We start from the raw sequence: 18,968 nt of genomic DNA, 5'->3' as shown, positions 1-18,968 counted from the left end.
TTATCATTATTTTTTTAAGCCTTATAAAAAATTTCTTTCAATTCATTGAATTTAGAAAGCAAATTAGCTTGTTTGATTTCGTACTGCTCTCCAGTTTTTAAATTTTTCACAGCCAAAGAGTCATTTTTAATCTCATCTTCACCCAACAAAGCCACGTGGCTGAAATTTCCTTTATCTCCGTAGCTAAACTGCTTTTTCATTTTCGCATCTTCAGGGTAAAGCTCTGCTTGAATCCCGGCTTGGCGTAATTTCTGAATATATTTTTGAGCTTCAGAGGCTTCATTTTCACCAAAGTGGATGAACAAAACTTTGAAATGTCTTGTTTCTTGCGTAGGGAAAAGTCCAAGCTCCTCCATTACCAGATAAATGCGGTCTAAACCAAAAGATATCCCGACACCTGGCATGTCTTTGAGTCCAAAAATTCCTGTTAAGTCATTGTATCTGCCGCCGCCGCCGATGGAACCCATTGTCACTTTTTTTGCTTTGACCTCAAAAATACAGCCAGTGTAGTAATCTAAACCACGCGCCAAAGTCAAGTTTAAAATAAGTTCTGATGAAAGAAATTGATAATTTTTTAGTTTATTTTGAATGAATTTCAAATCCTCAATGCCTTGCATACCAATTTCAGAAGGCTTTAGAAATTCTTCCAATTGGTTCAATTGCTCATCAAATGTACCTTGGATGTGGAATAGTGGTTTAAATTTTTCTATAGAATTTTCTTGAATTCCTTTCTCCTTCATTTCAGAAATCACAGCATCTTGCCCGATTTTGTCTAATTTATCTAGCGCCACGGTGAAATCAATTAGCTGCTCTTGAATTTCAGCAATTTCAGCCAATCCTGCTAAGATTTTTCGGTGATTGATGTGAATTTCTGTAGGAATTTCTAAATCATGAAAAGCAAAATCATACAATTGAATCAGGTCTATTTCTTGCCACAGCGAGTCACTGCCCACAACGTCGGCATCACACTGATGAAATTCACGAAATCGCCCTTTCTGTGGGCGATCTGCTCGCCAAACGGGCTGAATCTGATAGCGTTTGAAGGGGAAAATCAATTCATTTTGATGCTGAACTACAAAGCGTGCAAAAGGCACGGTGAGGTCGTAGCGCAGCGCTTTATCTGATATTTGAGTGGCTAAACTTTGTGTTCCAGCACCCCAATCTTTAATCTTGCGAGTAAAATCTCCGCTTTTTAAAATTTTAAAGATTAATCGGTCGCCTTCTTCGCCGTATTTCCCCGTGAGTGTAGAAAGGTTTTCAAACGAGGGAGTCTCAATGGGTGAGAATCCAAAAAGTTCGAAATTCTTTTTTAACTTTTGAATGATAAAATTTCTCTTTTTCACCTCCTCGGGCAAAAAATCGCGAGTTCCTTTAGCTATTGTAGGTTTTTGCATGATTTCAAATTTACTAAAACTATCAAATGATTTAAAATGAAAAAAAAATTAAGCCTTAGAATTTCTTTTGAATTTTGAAATTAGATTCTTAGGAAAAACAAAAATCTGCAATTTTTTGATTACAGATTTTTGTTGAAAATTTTCTAAGCCTTAGAAAATTTATTCTTCTAATTGACTTTCTATTTCTTCAGAAATATCCATCGTATGGTATACGTTTTGCACGTCTTCATCTTGCTCAAAACGGTCGATAATGTCTAGAATTTCTTTGGTTTCTTCTAGATTTAAATTTTTGGTAATATTAGGAATACGTTTTAACTCTGCATTTTTTACCGAGATTTTCATTTCATCAAGTTTTTGAGAAACTGCGCCAAAACTTTCAAATTCAGAAGTGATGTAAACAAAGTCTTCATCGATTTCAAAATCCTCTGCTCCGTAATCAATTAATTCCAATTCTAAATTTTCTATATCAGTTTTCAGCTGTGATTTCTCGATGGTGAAGACACCCTTTCGGTCAAACATAAAGGCTAGTTCGCCGTTTTTGCCGAGATTTCCACCGACTTTGTTAAAGATAGCACGTACGTTGGCTACGGTTCTATTGTTATTGTTGGTCGTACATTCCACAAAGATTCCAATGCCGTGAGGGGCATAGCCCTCAAAGGTAATCTCATCATAAACTTCAGCATCTGCGCCAGAAGCTTTTTTGATGGCACGTTCCACATTGTCTTTGGGCATATTGACTCCTTTAGCATTATCAATAGCACGGCGCAGGGCGTGGTTGGTATCTGGGTCTGGGCCGCCCTCTTTCACAGCCATGGTGATTTCTTTCCCAATCCGATTGAATTGTTTCGCCATTTTATCCCAACGGGCAAATTTGGCTGCTTTACGATATTCGAATGCTCTTCCCATTTTTTTATTTTTTTAAGGCTTAGGACTGATTTAAGTATTTTTTTATTTTATTTAAAATTTTAATAGGCTTTAAAAAAAATTATTTCTTTTTAGCCCAATTGTCTCTCAATGCTACGGTACGATTAAAAATTATTTGATTTGGCTGGCTATCTTTATCTGCAACGAAGTAGCCTAAACGCTGAAACTGAAAGCGGTCGCCGGGCTTGGCTTCTGCTAATGAAGGTTCTCCAAAACCCTGAACAACTTCTAGTGAATTGGGGTTGATAAAGTTTAAAAAGTCAATATCTTTGTTGCCATCAGGTGCTTCTTCGGTGAAAAGCCGATCGTATAAGTTTACGGTAATGGGGATGTTTTCGTGAGCTGAAACCCAATGTAAGGTGCCTTTGACACGTCTTTGGCTGGCTTCTGTTCCGCTACCACTTTTGCTTTCTTCATCGTATTTGGCATAGATGCATGTGATTTTTCCGTTTTCATCTTTCTCTACTCGGGTGGCTTCTATGATGTAAGCACCTTTTAGCCTGACTTCTTTGCCGATGCTTAGGCGGAAGAATTTTTTGGGAGCATCTTCCATGAAGTCTTCTTGCTCAATGTAAAGTTCTCGGGTAAAAGGGATTTCCCTTTCTCCAGAATTTTCATCCTCAGGGTTGTTTTCTACTTGTAGATATTCGGTTTTATTTTCTGGGTAATTTTCGATAATTAATTTTACGGGATCTAGTACGGCAAAAACACGTGGTGCGATGGCATTAAGGTGGTCTCGAATGGCGTATTCTAATAAAGAAATATCAATCACATTATCACGTTTAGAAATGCCTGCTTTTTCCCAAAAAGTTTTGATGGATTCTGGTGTGTAGCCGCGTCTTCTCAAGCCTGAAATGGTTGCGAGACGGGGGTCATCCCAGCCATTGACAATGTTTTCATCAATTAAACGTTTCAATTTTCTTTTGCTGGTAATCATGTAACTTACATTGCCTCGAGCGAATTCTCTTTGTTTTGGCGTTAAATCTGATTCTTCGCTTACTTGCTCTAGGTACCAGTTATATAAAGGGCGGTGATTCTCAAACTCAATGGAACATAAAGAATGTGAAATCCCTTCGATGAAGTCGCTTTCGCCGTGCGCCCAATCATACATGGGGTAAATTTTCCAGGCATTACCAGTGCGGTGATGTGGCTTATTGAGCATGCGATACATCACAGGGTCACGCATGTTCATATTAGGAGAAGCCATGTCTATCTTAGCTCGGAGGACTCTTTTGACATCGGAAGTGTCATTTTTCATTTCTTCAAACAAACGAAGATTTTCTTCTACCGAGCGTTCACGGTAAGGGCTGTTTATACCTTGTTCAAAAGGTGTTTTTCTTTGTTCAACAATGGTTTCTGAATCTTGATCATCTACATAAGCTTTGCCTTCTTTGATGAGCTGAATAGCCCAGTCATAAAGTTGCTGAAAGTAATCTGAAGTGTAACATTCATTGCTCCATTGAAATCCTAGCCATTGAATATCTTCTTTGATGGCATTGACGAATTCTTCCTCTTCGGCTTCAGGATTGGTATCATCAAAACGGAGATTGACTGGGGCTTTATATTTTTCGCCCAAACCGAAATTTAAACAAATGGCTTTGGCGTGCCCGATGTGCAAATATCCGTTGGGTTCAGGGGGGAAACGAAATTTTAATTTATTTGGATTCATTCCCTTTTGCAGATCGACATTGATGATTTGTTCAATAAAGTTATTGGATTCGAGTTCCATTTGAGTTGTCTTACTTGTTTAGAATGCCAAAGTTAAATAAAAACGAACATAATTGAAATTATTGTCAAGAATAGCTATTAATTATTTAAATAATTTCTAAATTAGCCTTTGTGAAAAATTAATTAACAAAAGTCATAAGTAAAAAAGAATTCATATTTTATACTTTTGTGCTGAAGTAGATACTATGGGGATAATATTTTTAATGATATTAGCAAGCGTTTCTCTCGCATTGATTTTTTTGGTCATGTTTATTATTTTTGCAAAAAAAGGTCAGTTTGATGAGGGTGAGTCCCCTGCAATCAGAATATTAAAAGACGATAACACTAAAGAAGACGAATAATGCAAATGCAAACTTTTTATTACGACAATAAAGTTGTAAAGTATTTTTTATACGCGACTATTTTTTGGGGCGTATTAGCTTTTTTATTAGGTTTAACGGTAGCAGTGCTTCTGTTTTTTCCTACTTTGCCAGAATATTTGTTTGGAACCGATGATGGTGGTGTCAGCTTTACTATTTTTGGGACTACGATTCAGGATTTATCCAACACACAAGGAGTAATGGGATTTGGAAGATTGAGGATGCTACACACCTCGGCAGCTATTTTTGCTTTTGTGGGGAATGGATTTTTTGCTGGCGCTTATTACTCGATGCAAAGGTTACTGAAGACTCGTATGGGTAGTGATGTCCTAAGCTGGGTGAACTTCTGGGGATGGCAGGCAGGTTTGATACTTGTGGTTATTAGTTTCTTTTTAGGTTATAATACATCAAAGGAATATGCAGAGCACGAATGGCCTATAGATATTGCCATTGCTGTTATTTGGATTGTTTTTGGTATAAATATGTTTATCACTATTGCGAAAAGACGTGTGAGGCATATGTATGTGGCCATTTGGTTTTATATAGCAACTTGGGTGGGTGTGGCAATGCTTCACATTGTTAATAATATAGAGATTCCTGTGACTTGGAATGTTCTTCAGCCGAAGAGTTATTCTATTTTTGCTGGCGTGCAAGATGCACTTGTGCAGTGGTGGTATGGGCACAATGCTGTAGCTCTTTTTTTGACTACACCAATATTAGGTTTAATGTATTACTTTTTGCCTAAAGCAGCAAATAGACCAGTTTTCTCTTATAAATTATCAATTATACACTTTTGGTCTTTAATTTTTGTTTATTTATGGGCAGGTCCTCACCACTTGATTTATACCTCTTTACCAGGCTGGGCACAAGCGGTAGGGACTGGTTTTTCAGTAATGTTGATTGCTCCATCTTGGGGTGGTATGTTAAATGGTTTGTTAACGTTAAGAGGGGCATGGGATAAAGTAAGAGAAGATCCTATCTTAAAGTTTTTTGTAGTAGCAGTGACATGCTATGGGATGGCAACTTTTGAAGGGCCGATGTTGGCAACAAAAACTTTAAATAAAATTGGTCACTTCACTGATTGGGTTATTGCTCACGTACACGTAGGTACTTTGGGGTGGAATGGATTTATGGCTTTTGGTATGATTTATTATATTATACCAAGAATATTTAATACAAAATTAGCGTCAAGAAGTCTAGCGAATACCCACTTTTGGTTAGGAACACTAGGTATCATTATGTATGTGATCCCGATGTATATAGCAGGGTGGACGCAGGCCTTGATGTGGAAGCAATTCAACCCTTCTGGGACTTTAGTTTACTCTAATTTCTTGCAGACGGTAACAGAAATCTTCCCTTATTATATAATGCGTGCAATTGGAGGAACATTATATTTATTAGGCTCTGTTCTTATGGTCGTGAACGTAATTAAAACAGTGAAAAGCGGTTCATTCATTAAAAATGAGAAAGCAGAGGCACCCGCATTGGTGAAGAAGCCTTCGACAAGAGAAAAAACAGAAAAAGTTCACCCTTGGTTAGAGAGATCTCCATTATTATTTACTTTGCTTTCATTATTAGCTCTAGCGATAGGTGGTTTGGTGGAAATTGTACCGACCATGGTTGTGAAATCTAATATACCGACGATATCAAGTGTGAAACCTTACACTCCGCTAGAAATGGAAGGTAGAGATCTTTACATCAGAGAAGGTTGCAATGCTTGTCATACTCAAATGATCCGTCCGTTTAGAGACGAAGTAAAAAGATACGGAGAATATTCTAAACCAGGAGAGTTCGTTTATGACCACCCATTCTTGTGGGGTTCCAAGAGAACAGGTCCGGATTTAGCAAGAGAAGGCGCTAAAAGAACAGATTCTTGGCATTACAAGCACCTTTGGAATCCAAGGCAAACGTCAGAAGGTTCCATTATGCCTCGCTATCCTTGGTTAATAGAAAATGAATTAGATAGAAGCTTAACTGTTCAAAAAATGAATGCACTAGCTACACTTGGTGTACCTTATACAGAAGAAGAAAGAACTCAAGAAGCTGTATTTAAAGATATGGATGAACAAGCTTTAGCCATTGAGAAGAGAGTTTTTGATGAATCTCCAGACTTGGCCGCTCTATTCGAAAAAGAGAGAAAAGAAAAAGGAGAAGCGTTTGTTCCTTTAAGAGATAGAGAAATCACAGCAATTACGGCGTATTTACAACGATTAGGAATCGATATTAGTTTGGAAGAAACTGAAACAGTAAGTAATTAATGTTAAAATATTATAAAGATTATTTTGGTTATGAAAACGCAGAATGGTTGCAGCTTGTTGTTTTAATTGCTTCAATTTTATTCTTTGTATTATTAATCTATTCAGTAATAAATAAACCAAAAAATTATTATAAAAAAAACTCTGAGTTACCATTAGAAGATGATAGTGAGGAGGATAAATTTAAAATATAAATTATCAAAAAAATGAAACATAGAATCCCTGGTAGCGTATTTATTCCTGTAGTTATGTTGGTAATACTAGCTGCATTTATGACGGTGACTCCTGTTAATTTCATTCCAGAGCATGGTCTATTAGGTATTTTTTATAATGCTTATTATCAGATTATAAATGTTTTGAGTAACTGGGTTGTTTGGGTCATACTTATTCTTTCTTTCTTGATGCTTTTGGTAGTTGATTACATGAATAAAGTCATTGAGAAAAAAAGATTCCAACAATTAAGCCCTGAAGAGCAAGCTATTTACGTAGAAGAAAAAAAAGCAGGCTTCTTCAAAACTTGGTTTAGAAGTGGTAGGGAAAAGCAAACGGAAGAAGAAGAACAGGCTATTTTATTAGATCACGGTTTTGATGGGATTAAAGAACTAGACAACAGTTTACCGCAGTGGTGGCTCGCTTTATTTTATTTAGGTTGCATATACATGGTTATTTATATTGTAGCTTACTTTACGACAGACTTTGCTCATCCTATTGAGGAGTTTAATGCGGAGACAGCCATGCTGCAAGAACAGGCAGATGAGTGGATTAAAAATAATGACATCACGATAGCTGAAGCCGAGAATTTTTACCAAGATGAGGCAGCAATAGAGAGAGGTAAAGTTATTTATGAAAACATTTGTGCTACTTGCCATACAAAATCTGGGGGAGGCTCTGTCGGGCCTAACTTGACAGATGATTACTGGATAAACCATACAGAAGATGATTTGTTCAAAAATATTTATAAAGTTATTTATGACGGTAGCCCGAACAACCCAGCAATGCAAGCATTTGGGCAAACGAAGCAATTAACGGGGCTAGATGTTCAGGATGTTTCAAGTTACGTTTATAGTTTAAATCAAATTCAGCAAGAGGTAACACAAGCGGACGGAGGCTTGGAACCTCAAGGAGATGAAATTTCTAAATGGAAAAGAAAATAATTTTTTAAGCCTTAAAAAAAATAGAAACGCAGTTTTTTGACCTGCGTTTTTGTTTTTTTAATTAGGTTTAAAGAAAGCATATTAATAAATTTGTTACATGTCAACAAATCAAAATAAAACAAAACTCGAAGATGAGCTTGAGAGTTTTCGTAATAGTATAGGAACAGCAGAGAAATCTGGGAAAAGAAAATGGGTTTTTGCCAAAAAACCAAAAGGCAAGTACTATAATTATAGAAGTTACGTCAGTTGGTTTTTAATTTTAATCCTGTTAGTTGTACCGTTTATCAAAATAAATGGAAATCCTTTATTCAAATTTGATGTTATAAAAGGAGAATTTTATCTATTCAGTTATCCGTTCTTTACCTCAGATTTCAAAATCCTAGCGATAGGAATGATAACTACGATGGTCTTTATCATTTTATTCACGGTAGTATATGGAAGAATTTTCTGTGGATGGATTTGCCCGCAAACTATTTTTCTCGAAATGGTTTTTAGAAAAATAGAGTATGTAATAGATGGGGATAGAAACAAGCAAATTAAATTAAAAAACCAAGCATGGAACGAAGAAAAAATTAGGAAAAGGCTTCTGAAGTGGACGATATACGCCATTATTTCATTCATTATTTCTAATATACTCTTTGCGTGGGTGATAGGAGTGGATAAATTAAAAGATTTAATCGTAGAAGGTCCTGTTGAGCATTTCAGTACGCTTTTAGGCTTGTTGATTTTCACGGGAATATTCTATTTTATCTTCACTTGGTTTCGTGAGCAAGCCTGTGTTTTGGTTTGCCCTTACGGGAGATTGCAAGGAGTCTTGATTGATAAAAAAACCATTATTGTAGCGTATGATTACGTTCGGGGAGAGCGAGAAAAAGGGAGGCAACGCTTCAAGCGAGGGCAAGACAGAGAAGAAGAAGGCATTGGTGATTGTATAGACTGCGGACAGTGTGTTGCTGTTTGCCCTACGGGAATTGATATCCGAAACGGGACTCAGCTAGAATGTGTGAATTGTACTGCTTGCATTGATGCTTGTGATGAGGTAATGACTAAAACAAACTTACCAACTGGGCTAATTCGTTATGCATCAGAAGAAGAGATTGCAGAGAAAAAACCATTCAAATTTACCGCAAGAATGGTAGGTTATAGCGTTGTATTGCTCATTTTAATAGGTGTATTGGCTTCCTTCCTCTTTATGAGATCTGATGTGAACTCTAAATTTTTACGAATGCCAGGTACAGATTATAAAACTGAAAATCATTTAATCATAAATCAATTTACATATCAATTACAAAATAAAACCAAAGAAACCAAGCAATTGCATTTGAAGCTTGCCTCTCACCCAGAAGGCGAAATTATACTAGAAAACGGAACTTCTGTTATCATCATGCAACCTGGCGGTGAAATACAAGGCAACCTGGTAATAAAGATACCGAGAGAGCAGTTGAGATCATACAAAGAGCGAATTGAAATTGAATTGGTAGATGAAAATGATAAACTAATCGATAGCCATAAAACTAGTTTTGCAGCACCATTCCAATAGAAAATTATGAAAAAAATTAAACTTAATTGGCCATATTTAGTAGTGATTGGCTTAGGGTCTTTTATGATTTTCATATTGACTTTAATCTATTTGGCAGGCGATACAGGCGATCTCGTAACAGATAATTACTATGAGCATTCTCTGAAATACCAAGAAGAAACTATTGATGCAGCCAACCGAGCAAGTACTTTGATTTATAAACCAGAGATAAAAATTCAAGTCAATGGGATTTTAATTTCATTTCCAGATAGTTATGAGATTCAGAATGGAAATGTTTTGTTAATGAGGGGAGTTAAGAAAGAAAATGATATTCATTTTCCCATTAATGAAAAAGCTAAAGAAATTTTGATACCAGCGGTGAAGTTAGAAAAAGGAGAATACGACATGTCTCTTCGCTGGGAAATGAATGATGAATTTTATCTCATCAAAAAAGTTATAGAATGGATACCACGTTAATTATTGCAGCCATATCGCTAGGTTTAGCTTCTAGTTTACATTGTGTAGGGATGTGTGGGCCCATTGCTTTTTCTTTGGGGTTAAACCAAGAGAACGCAGTGAAAAGTTTAAGTAAAAATTTAACTTATCAAACAGGTAGGGCAATAACTTATTTAGTTTTAGGCCTATGCATAGGCGTCATAGGGACAGGATTCACAGCGGCAGGAATTCAGAGTTATATCAGTATTTTTGCTGGAATTCTGATGATTTTAATGGTCTTTTTGCCCAAAAATTTAGAAAAACATATTTCCCCTAAATTTTGGTTAGGTAAAATTTTGATCCAACTTAAATCAAAATTAGCTCAATTCCTAAAACGGAAATCTTATCTCTCTTTTTTAGTAACAGGTTTGCTAAACGGGCTTTTACCTTGCGGAGCAGTCTATATAGCCTTGGTCGCAGCCATTGCAGCAGGTTCACCATTAGGTTCAGGTCTTTTTATGTTTCTATTTGGGTTAGGCACGATGCCGTTGATGTTTTTAGCCGCACTGGCAGGTTCAACCATTCATCAAAACTTTCGTTTGAAAATTGTAAAACTTTTACCATACCTTACCGTTTTGGTCGGCATTATTTTTATTTTGAGAGGAATGTCGCTAGGGATTCCCTACTTATCTCCTCCGCAGGAAGTTTTGAATACAAAGGTAGAATCTACACATCATTGCCATTAAAATTTTTAAAGGCTTAAAAAAAATTAAATTAAATATCAGCTAGGGAGAATTAATCAAACAAACAAATCAAAAAAAACGAAACTTTTATGTTCAAGAATTTATTTAACTTTAATTTTAAACATTTCAAAGGAGACCTTTTTGGTGGAATCACTGGAGGTATCGTGGCCTTGCCATTGGCTTTAGCATTTGGGGTTAGTTCAGGTTTAGGCCCATCGGCAGGACTTTATGGGGCGATATTTCTAGCTTTTTTTGCTGCTTTATTTGGTGGAACAAAAACACAAATTTCTGGCCCAACGGCACCAATGACGGCAGTCTCTATGGTGATTATAGCAGGAATCATTGGAGCAAATGAAGGAGATGTAGAAAAAGCCATGCCTGGAATCTTAACGGTTTTTTTATTAGCGGGGTTGATTCAAATTTTAATGGGATTTCTAGGGCTTGGAAAATATATTAAATACATCCCATACCCTGTTGTCTCAGGATTTATGACAGCGATAGGCGTAATTATCATTATCACACAATTGCTGCCAATGATGGGATATTACCCCAAAGAAGACCAAGACTTTGTAAACGAATTTCGCTCAAAAGCTGAAGCAGTTTTGCTAAAAGGTATTTTAGAAGAAGAGGCGGGTGAAGATATTCTAGTTTTAGAAGATTTCAAAAAAACAGTGGAGCGAGCCGATCAAATTTCAGAAATTGAGATTGTGGCAGAGGCTAAAACCTTGGCAGGGAATGAAGCTTCTGGCGTTGTGGGGGCAGTTAAAATGTTGCCTAGAGCTATTCAAAAAATCAATTTATTAGAATTAGCACTAGCTTTAGGAACAGTAATTATCATCTACGGGTTTAAAAAAATTACCACGGTGATTCCCTCTAATTTAGTAGCTCTGATCGTGATGACGCTTGTTGCATTGATTTTTAAATTAGACTATAGACCGATTGAAGAAATTCCTAGTGGGTTCCCCATGCCCAATTTTGGAATCATTACCGAATTTGATTTAGGAATAGTAACACCTTATATTTTTACAGCATTAACTTTAGCCTTGCTAGGCTCTATTGATTCTTTGCTCACAAGTGTAGTGGCAGATAATATGACAAAAACCAAACATCAGCCAAATCAAGAGTTAGTCGGGCAAGGAATTGGAAATGGTGTCGCTGCATTTTTTGGAGGTTTGCCAGGAGCTGGCGCAACAATACGAACAGTGGTGAACATCAATGCAGGAGGGAAAACAAGACTCTCTGGGATGTTTGCTGGGGTTTTGTTGCTAGTCGTTTCAGTCGCCTTAGGGCCAGTCGCATCTAAGATTCCTGCCGCTGTTTTAGCTGGAATTTTAATAACTGTCGGGGTAGGAGTAATGGATTACAAAGGACTGAAAGCAATCCCGAACATTCCAAAAGATGTAAAAATAGGCTCTATAAAATTCAGTATGGAAGTACTAATTATGATTGTAGTATTGCTACTTTCTACATTTTGGAATTTAGTGAATGCTGTGGGAATCGGTTTAGTCATAGCTTCTCTCATGTTTATGAAAAAAATGGGTGATTTTACAGCTCAAAGCTCTAGCATTACTGCACTCAAAAATTTAGCTTTGGAAGACCAATGGGCAGATGAGCTTCATTTCCCAGAAAAACTTAAAGAAGAAGTTTTCATCAAGCATCTAAACGGTCCTGTATTTTTTGGGAACACGGGTGATATAAAGGCTTTGTCTGAAGACCTACCAGAAACCACACAATGCCTAGTAATTCTTATGGATAATGTCCCTTACTTAGACCAAAGCGGTGTCTACACATTTGAAGATATTTTGTTGGAAATGAATCAAAAAAATATAATCACGCTTTTGGTCGGGGTAAATAAACAGCCAGAATATTTGATGCAAAGCATCGGCATTATACCAAATTTAATTTCAGAAGATTACTTATTTGATGATTTTAAATCTTGCCTCTACTGGATAGAAAAAAACATTGAAGACACACATTAACTATAAAATTTATTTATCAATTATAAGTTTAATCATTAGAAATAATTATACGGCAAAATCTTTAGCACTATCTTTGCGGTATAAAAGTTAAACAAACAAAAAAATAAAAAAATATGTCTAACGTAGGTAAAAAATTCCCAAATCTTTCTGTTAACGCAATGGATGAAATGGGCGACACATTCAGACTTAATGTGTTAGAAAAAGCAATAAAAAATAACAAAAAAGTACTACTATTTTGGTATCCAAAAGACTTCACATTCGTTTGCCCGACAGAACTTCATGCATTTCAAGAAGCCTTACCAGAATTTGAGAAAAGAAATACACTAGTGATTGGAGCATCTTGCGATACCGCAGAAGTTCATTTCGCTTGGCTAAATACCCCAAAAGATGAAGGTGGAATTCAAGGCGTGACCTATCCTATCTTAGCAGATAGCAATAGAAATTTAGCTTCGCTACTTAATATTCTTGATTTGACCGAAGGTGAGTACCACGAGGAAACAGATTCTTACATCGTAGATGGAGATAACGTAACTTATCGCGCAACCTATTTGATTGATGAGCAAGGGCGCGTATTCCACGAGAGCATCAATGATATGCCTTTAGGACGGAACGTAAAAGAATATTTGAGAATGATAGATGCATACACACACGTTCAGCAGCACGGTGAAGTCTGCCCAGCCAACTGGGAAGAAGGAAAAGATGCGATGAGCGCTGATAGAAAAGGCACCGCGGATTATTTAAAATCTCACTAAATTTTAAAAACAGAAAAGGCACTTCTGATGAGCCTTTTTCTCAAAATTAAATAAAAATGAAAGAGTTAGAACAAGATAATTTACAGGAAATTATAAATGAAAACGAGTTGGTATTCGTTCAATACGGAGCTGGGTGGTGCGGAAATTGCAAAATCATGAAACCAAAATTTAAGAAATTTGCACAAGAAACTGAAGGTGCAACCTTTTACTATGTAGACGCAGAGAAATTCCCAGAGTCTAGGAAATTAGCTACCGTAGATAATTTGCCAACTTTTGCAGCATTCAGAAGCGGTAAAGTTGTAAATCAAATCCAAACCAACAAGGCCGAACAGCTAAAAGCATTGATAGATGAGGTTACCGCTAATTAAACATTTGACCAATTTCATCGATGAAAATGATCAAGATTACGTCAATGAAACCATCGAAACGCTAGAAAACCTAATAGAAAGCGATAATCTAAAAGATGAAGAATTAGACGTCTTAGGTGAAATTTTATCAAACCTGTATGGCGCAGTGGAAGTAGATAATATGGTGAAAAAAGGTGAATCTAAAAAAGAAGCCTTAAATAACTTTATGAAACGCGTCACAGGCTCAATTGATAAATAAAAATGAATAAAAAGGCAGTTTTTTGTAAGAAAAGCTGCCTAAATTTTTCTAAGCCTTTAAAAAAACATATTCAAATCACTGAAATGGAATTTTTTATTTTCTCTATTTTTAGAAAAGACTCAAATTTCATCGAAATTTTCTAAAGGCTTAAAAAATCTTTTTTCTCTAGACCTAGTCCAACACCAGCGGAGATTACTTTCCCATCCTCCAATTTCAGCCCAGTGAATGGGTCGTTTGAAATAAGGAAATGCCCATCTAAATCAACCCAATCTGCCAAAGCTGAAAGCTGTGCTGCTGCTGAAACGCCACAAGAAGTTTCTGTCATTACACCCATCATTTTTTTCAAACCGAGCGCTTCTGCAACATAGAGCATCTTTTGCGCTTCTCTGATGCCCGTGCTTTTCATCAATTTGATGTTAACTCCAGAAAAAACACCTTTGAGTTTATAAAGATCTTGCAGCCGCTGAACGGATTCGTCCGCAATAATGGGTAGCGGACTATTTTCGGTCAGCCAAGCAGTTTCATCAATGAATTTTTTATGCATAGGTTGCTCCACAAAGATAACTCCATTTTCATTCATCCAGTGAATCATTTCTAGCGCCGATTCTTTTTCTTCCCAATCTTGATTGGCATCTACGCATAAATCTCCTGAAAAAACTTGGCGTACATTTTCTATCATTGACTGGTAATTAGATTTCCCCACTTTGATTTTCAGAAGTTTAAAATCTCTCTGGTGCTCTCGTGTTTTCTCTTGCACGACTTGCGGCTCATCAATACCAATTGTATAACTTGTTGGCGGTGTTTGCCAAATATCGTAGCCCAAAAGTTGATGTAATGGCTGATTGAGAATTTTACCCTTCAAATCATGTAGAGCAATGTCTACAGCCGCTTTTGCCGCAGTATTTCCTGGTGCAGTCTCGTCAACATAGGTTAGAATCTCATCTAACAAAAAAGGATTAGAAAATTGAGAAATTTTTAAAGCCTTATAAAATTTTGTAGCCGTTTCTATCGACTCGCCTAGGTAGGGTGGCATAGATGCTTCACCATAGCCCGTGTAGCCCTCCCATTCTAATTTCACCAGCATTGCTGGCGTTTGTTTTCTTGAAAAATTAGAAATAGAAAACGTATGTCTAAGTTCAACGATGTACGGAATAAACGAAAATTGAATACTTTGAGCCATAAAATTAAATTAATTATACTAATGCATAAAGTTATTGCCCGTTTCATGAAAAAATATGATTAATTCTTCACTAATTTTTTTAAGCCTTAAAAAAAATAGAGCGATTTCTCTTGATAGAATTAAGATTTTATTCTTTCCTGATAGGAACCATCTTCTGTACTGATTCTAATTTTGTCTCCTTCATTGATGAAAAGTGGAACCTTCACCTCTGCACCAGTTTCTAAAGTTGCTGGTTTGGTAGCGTTAGTTGCTGTATCTCCCTTTACACCAGGCTCTGTGTGGGCAACCTCCAATATTACGTGCGCTGGGAGCTCTGCAGAAAGTGGCGTTTCATCATCTGCTCTGAAAACGATGGTCACTTCTTCACCGTTTTTCATAAATCCAGGGTTTTCTATCATCCCTTTGTTGATATAAACTTGAGAATAATCATCATTATTCATAAAATGATAACCATGGTCGTCTTCATATAGATATTGGTACGTTCTTGTTTCTACACGTACATCATCAATTTTGTGTCCAGCAGAAAATGTATTTTCTAAAACTTTTCCGTTGGTAACGCTTTTTAATTTTGTTCTCACAAAAGCAGGTCCTTTCCCTGGCTTTACATGTAGGAATTCGATGATTTTATACGTATCATTATTGAATTCTATACACATTCCTTTTTTAATGTCTGATGTTGTTGCCATATCCGTTTTTTTTAAAAATTATTTGTATTATATCCTCTCATTATACCTCTCTGCGACTCTCTGATGAAGGTTAGAATTTCGTCTCGCTCTGGTGTTGCTTCCATTTCTGCTTCTATAATTTCTAAAGCTTGAGCAGTATTGTAGTTTTTTTGATATAAAATTCTGTAAATGCTTTGAATTTCCCTGATTTGTTCTGAGCTAAATCCTCTTCGCCTCAAACCTACCGAATTGATTCCCATATAAGAGAGTGGTTCACGAGCCGCTTTGACAAAAGGTGGGACGTCTTTTCTTACCAATGACCCGCCGGTAACAAAGGCGTGACTCCCAATCGTGCAAAACTGATGTACCGCTGTCATTCCTGCCATGATGGCAAAATCTCCTACGCTCACATGGCCAGCCAAGGTTGTATTATTAGAAAAAATACAATTATTCCCTACGATGCAATCATGTGCGATGTGCGAGTAAGCCATGATTAAACAATTGTTGCCAATCATCGTTTTCATACGATCAGCAGTTCCTTTGTTGATGGTCACACATTCACGAATTGTTGTGTTATCACCGATTATTACTATAGATTTTTCACCTCGGTATTTCAAATCTTGTGGGATTGCAGAAACAACAGCTCCAGGGAAAATTTTACAATTTTTACCGATTCTTGCTCCATCTAAAATACTGACGTTCGGGCCAATCCAAGTTCCTTCGCCAATTGAGACATTTTTAGAAATCGTTGTAAAGGGTTCTACCACTACATTTTCTGCAAGTTTGGCATCGGGGTGGATGTAAGCTAAAGGCTGATTCATAATTTTTTCTAAACTTCTTTTTTATTTTTAATTAATTGTGCCATGAGTTCTGCTTCTGCTACGATGCTATCGCCCACATAAGCATAGCCTTGCATGTGAACGATTCCACGGCGAACAGGCTCAATTAATTCAACTTTAAAAATCATTGTATCCCCAGGCACTACTTTTTTCTTGAATTTCACGTTATCAATTTTGACGAAATAAGTGGAGTAATTCTCTGGGTCTGGGACACTACTCAGAAACAGAATTCCACCTGCCTGTGCCATGGCTTCTACTTGCAAAACACCAGGCATTACTGGCTCTTCTGGGAAATGACCGACAAAAAAAGGTTCGTTCATGGTAACATTTTTGATGCCAATTACCGTTTTTTCATCAATACTCATGATTTTATCTACTAACAAAAATGGTGGGCGATGTGGTAGTAGTTCCATAATTTTATTGATGTCGTAGACAGGCTCCGCACTGGTGTCAATAGCAGGGACATTTTTTCGCTGTGCTATTTTAATCTGTTTACTCAGTTTTTTTGCAAATTGCGTATTAATCAAGTGGCCAGGTTTATTGGCAATGATTTTTGCTTTTAGCTTCATGCCAACCAACGCCAAATCGCCAATTACGTCTAGAAGTTTATGGCGAGCAGCTTCGTTAGGGTAATGTAAGGTTAAATTATCTAGAATTCCATTCGGGCGAATGGAGACGCTTTCTTGGTTAAAAGCTATTTTGAGTTTTTCTTCCGTTTCGGGTGTTATTTCTTTATCTACGTAGACGATAGCATTGTTTATATCACCTCCTTTAATGAGCCCAGCGTTTAGAAGTTGTTCCAATTCATGCAAAAAACTAAACGTTCTTGCATTGGCAATTTCTTTTTTAAAATCGGCTAAATTTTTCAGTGTAGCATTTTGCGTACCTAAAACTTTAGTTCCGAAATCTACCATAGAAGTCACTTGGTAGGTATCTGAGGGTATTGCTGTAATTTCAGAACCAGTTTCAGGGTCAGAGAAAGTAACAATTTCTTTTATTTCAAAATATTCCCGTTCAGCTTCTTGCTCTACGATTCCTGCTTTTTCTATGGCTTCTACAAAATATTTTGCAGAGCCATCCATGATAGGAGGTTCAGCACTATTTAGTTCAATAATAGCGTTATCAATATCCATCCCAGTAAGAGCAGCAAGAATGTGCTCCGTTGTGTTGATTTTTACTCCCTTTTTTTCTAAAATCGTTCCTCTATCGGTAAAAGTCACAAAATTGGCATCAGCTTCAATTCTTGGGCTACCCTCTAAATCGGTTCTCACAAAAACAAATCCTGTGTCTTCTTTCGCTGGTTTTAAAGTCATTATTACTTCTTCCCCAGTGTGCAAGCCAACACCGTTTAAAGTAATTTCAGAAGCTAAGGTTTTTTGCTTATCCGTCATGATTTTCTTTTTTAATTAATTTTTCTAATTTATTGACCCTTTGAACAATTTTACTGAAATTTTTGAAATGCACATAAGATTTCCTGAAATCCATGGCAGAAAAAGCTGGTGAGCCATACAATTTCTCTCCATCTTTCACATCATGGTTTACTCCGCTCTGTGCCTGAACCTGAATTTTATTTCCAATTTTCAAATGCCCAGTGACACCTACTTGCCCACCAATCATATTGTGGTGGCCTATTTTGGTAGAACCCGCTACGCCACTCTGTGCCGCAATCACGTTGTGACGTCCAATCTCAACATTATGAGCTATTTGAATTTGATTATCTAACTTTGTTCCTTCTTTTATGAGGGTAGAACCCATTGTCGCTCGGTCTATTGTAGAACAAGCTCCGATTTCCACATCGTTCTCTATGATGACGTTTCCCAGCTGTGGAACTTTTTTAAAAACGCCATTTTCATCTGGTTGGTAGCCAAATCCTTCGCAGCCAATTACACTATTGGACTGAATAATCACATTTCTACCAATTTTTATGTTTTCGTAAATTTTTACTCCAGGATAAATGATGGTATTATCCCCAATCTCCACATTTTCGCCAATATAAACTTGTGGATAAATTTTTACATTTTCTCCTATTTTAACTCCAGAACTTATCACGCTAAACTCTCCCAAATAAAATCCTTTCTCTTTGATTTGAGCATTTTCAGCTATGGATGTAGGTTGCATAATGCCATTTTTTTTGGGTTGTAGAGACTCATACATTTGCAGAAGTTGTGTGATGGCTTGGTATGCATCTTCTACAATGATGAAAGTTTTCCCCGTAGTCACTTCTTTTTTAAATTTCTTAGAAATGATAATTACCTGAGAATTAGTTTCTTTAAGGAAGTGTAAATATTTATCATTTCCAAGAAAAGTCAACTCCTGTGGTTTTGCTTCTTGAATTTTCCCAAAACCACTCACTGGCTGCTCGGGTTCACCTACAATTTGTCCGTTTATCAAATCAGCAATTTGTTGCGCTGTAAATTCCATACTACAAAAGTAGAA

18 protein-coding genes are annotated in these 18,968 nt (G+C 36.7%); 10 read left to right on the top strand and 8 right to left on the bottom strand.

What is annotated here, in order from left to right; all coding sequences use genetic code 11:
• Positions 1–14 precede the first annotated feature (14 nt).
• From hisS to D5J18_RS00810, 3 genes are all read right to left on the bottom strand, one after another.
• Entirely contained in the window at positions 15–1,394 is a 1,380-nt protein-coding gene (hisS, locus tag D5J18_RS00820) for a histidine--tRNA ligase (protein WP_119057124.1), read from the bottom strand.
• 159 nt (positions 1,395–1,553) lie between these two features.
• Positions 1,554–2,300: a YebC/PmpR family DNA-binding transcriptional regulator gene (locus D5J18_RS00815; protein ID WP_119057123.1), complete on the bottom strand. Its 747-nt coding sequence runs from the start codon at positions 2,298–2,300 to the stop codon at positions 1,554–1,556.
• 79 nt (positions 2,301–2,379) lie between these two features.
• Positions 2,380–4,047: a glutamine--tRNA ligase/YqeY domain fusion protein gene (locus D5J18_RS00810; RefSeq protein ID WP_119057122.1), complete on the bottom strand. Its 1,668-nt coding sequence runs from the start codon at positions 4,045–4,047 to the stop codon at positions 2,380–2,382.
• A 184-nt stretch (positions 4,048–4,231) separates the two neighbouring features.
• Here D5J18_RS00810 and ccoS point away from each other — a divergent pair, with 184 nt between their 5' ends.
• From ccoS to D5J18_RS00755, 10 genes are all read left to right on the top strand, one after another.
• Positions 4,232–4,387 (top strand): cbb3-type cytochrome oxidase assembly protein CcoS, encoded by a 156-nt coding sequence (ccoS, locus tag D5J18_RS00805; RefSeq protein WP_119057121.1) that lies wholly within the window; start codon positions 4,232–4,234, stop codon positions 4,385–4,387.
• A complete protein-coding gene (gene ccoN / locus D5J18_RS00800) occupies positions 4,387–6,663 on the top strand; it encodes a cytochrome-c oxidase, cbb3-type subunit I (protein ID WP_119057120.1) in 2,277 nt (758 codons plus the stop codon). Before ccoS ends, ccoN begins: the two co-directional genes overlap by 1 nt.
• A 203-nt stretch (positions 6,664–6,866) precedes the next feature.
• Positions 6,867–7,814, top strand: coding sequence for a cbb3-type cytochrome c oxidase N-terminal domain-containing protein (locus tag D5J18_RS00790; RefSeq protein ID WP_119057118.1), 948 nt, complete (start codon positions 6,867–6,869; stop codon positions 7,812–7,814).
• Between the two features lie 97 nt (positions 7,815–7,911).
• Entirely contained in the window at positions 7,912–9,354 is a 1,443-nt protein-coding gene (gene ccoG, locus D5J18_RS00785; protein WP_119057117.1) for a cytochrome c oxidase accessory protein CcoG, read from the top strand.
• A gap of 6 nt (positions 9,355–9,360) precedes the next feature.
• Complete coding sequence (locus tag D5J18_RS00780) at positions 9,361–9,810, top strand: FixH family protein (RefSeq protein ID WP_245952899.1); 450 nt, start codon at positions 9,361–9,363, stop codon at positions 9,808–9,810.
• On the top strand, positions 9,795–10,514 hold the full coding sequence (locus tag D5J18_RS00775) for a sulfite exporter TauE/SafE family protein (RefSeq protein WP_119057116.1): 720 nt from the start codon (positions 9,795–9,797) through the stop codon (positions 10,512–10,514). The genes D5J18_RS00780 and D5J18_RS00775 overlap by 16 nt, the downstream gene beginning before the upstream one ends.
• An 86-nt stretch (positions 10,515–10,600) precedes the next feature.
• Entirely contained in the window at positions 10,601–12,490 is a 1,890-nt protein-coding gene (locus D5J18_RS00770) for a SulP family inorganic anion transporter (protein ID WP_119057115.1), read from the top strand.
• A gap of 113 nt (positions 12,491–12,603) precedes the next feature.
• The gene (locus tag D5J18_RS00765) at positions 12,604–13,242 is read left to right on the top strand and encodes a peroxiredoxin (protein WP_119057114.1); all 639 of its coding nucleotides are present in this window, start codon (positions 12,604–12,606) and stop codon (positions 13,240–13,242) included.
• Positions 13,243–13,298: 56 nt separating this feature from the next.
• Complete coding sequence (locus D5J18_RS00760; RefSeq protein WP_119057113.1) at positions 13,299–13,610, top strand: thioredoxin family protein; 312 nt, start codon at positions 13,299–13,301, stop codon at positions 13,608–13,610.
• Positions 13,591–13,848 (top strand): DUF6952 family protein, encoded by a 258-nt coding sequence (locus tag D5J18_RS00755; protein ID WP_119057112.1) that lies wholly within the window; start codon positions 13,591–13,593, stop codon positions 13,846–13,848. The genes D5J18_RS00760 and D5J18_RS00755 overlap by 20 nt, the downstream gene beginning before the upstream one ends.
• 139 nt (positions 13,849–13,987) lie before the next feature.
• On the opposite strand, the gene D5J18_RS00750 is transcribed toward D5J18_RS00755, so the two are convergent.
• The 5 genes from D5J18_RS00750 to lpxD form a co-directional block, all read right to left on the bottom strand.
• On the bottom strand, positions 13,988–15,028 hold the full coding sequence (locus D5J18_RS00750; protein ID WP_245952898.1) for a dipeptide epimerase: 1,041 nt from the start codon (positions 15,026–15,028) through the stop codon (positions 13,988–13,990).
• Positions 15,029–15,147: 119 nt separating this feature from the next.
• The gene (efp, locus tag D5J18_RS00745) at positions 15,148–15,714 is read right to left on the bottom strand and encodes an elongation factor P (protein ID WP_119057111.1); all 567 of its coding nucleotides are present in this window, start codon (positions 15,712–15,714) and stop codon (positions 15,148–15,150) included.
• Between the two features lie 11 nt (positions 15,715–15,725).
• On the bottom strand, positions 15,726–16,514 hold the full coding sequence (gene lpxA, locus D5J18_RS00740; protein ID WP_119057110.1) for an acyl-ACP--UDP-N-acetylglucosamine O-acyltransferase: 789 nt from the start codon (positions 16,512–16,514) through the stop codon (positions 15,726–15,728).
• An 8-nt stretch (positions 16,515–16,522) separates the two neighbouring features.
• Positions 16,523–17,923, bottom strand: a complete 1,401-nt coding sequence (locus D5J18_RS00735; RefSeq protein ID WP_119057109.1) for a bifunctional UDP-3-O-[3-hydroxymyristoyl] N-acetylglucosamine deacetylase/3-hydroxyacyl-ACP dehydratase — start codon at positions 17,921–17,923, stop codon at positions 16,523–16,525.
• Positions 17,913–18,953, bottom strand: coding sequence for a UDP-3-O-(3-hydroxymyristoyl)glucosamine N-acyltransferase (gene lpxD, locus D5J18_RS00730; RefSeq protein ID WP_119057108.1), 1,041 nt, complete (start codon positions 18,951–18,953; stop codon positions 17,913–17,915). Before lpxD ends, D5J18_RS00735 begins: the two co-directional genes overlap by 11 nt.
• Positions 18,954–18,968 lie beyond the last annotated feature (15 nt).

This window comes from Candidatus Ornithobacterium hominis (genome assembly GCF_900538215.1).
GTDB classification, from domain to species: domain Bacteria; phylum Bacteroidota; class Bacteroidia; order Flavobacteriales; family Weeksellaceae; genus Ornithobacterium; species Ornithobacterium hominis.
This window is presented reverse-complemented; position numbering and strand designations above follow the sequence as displayed.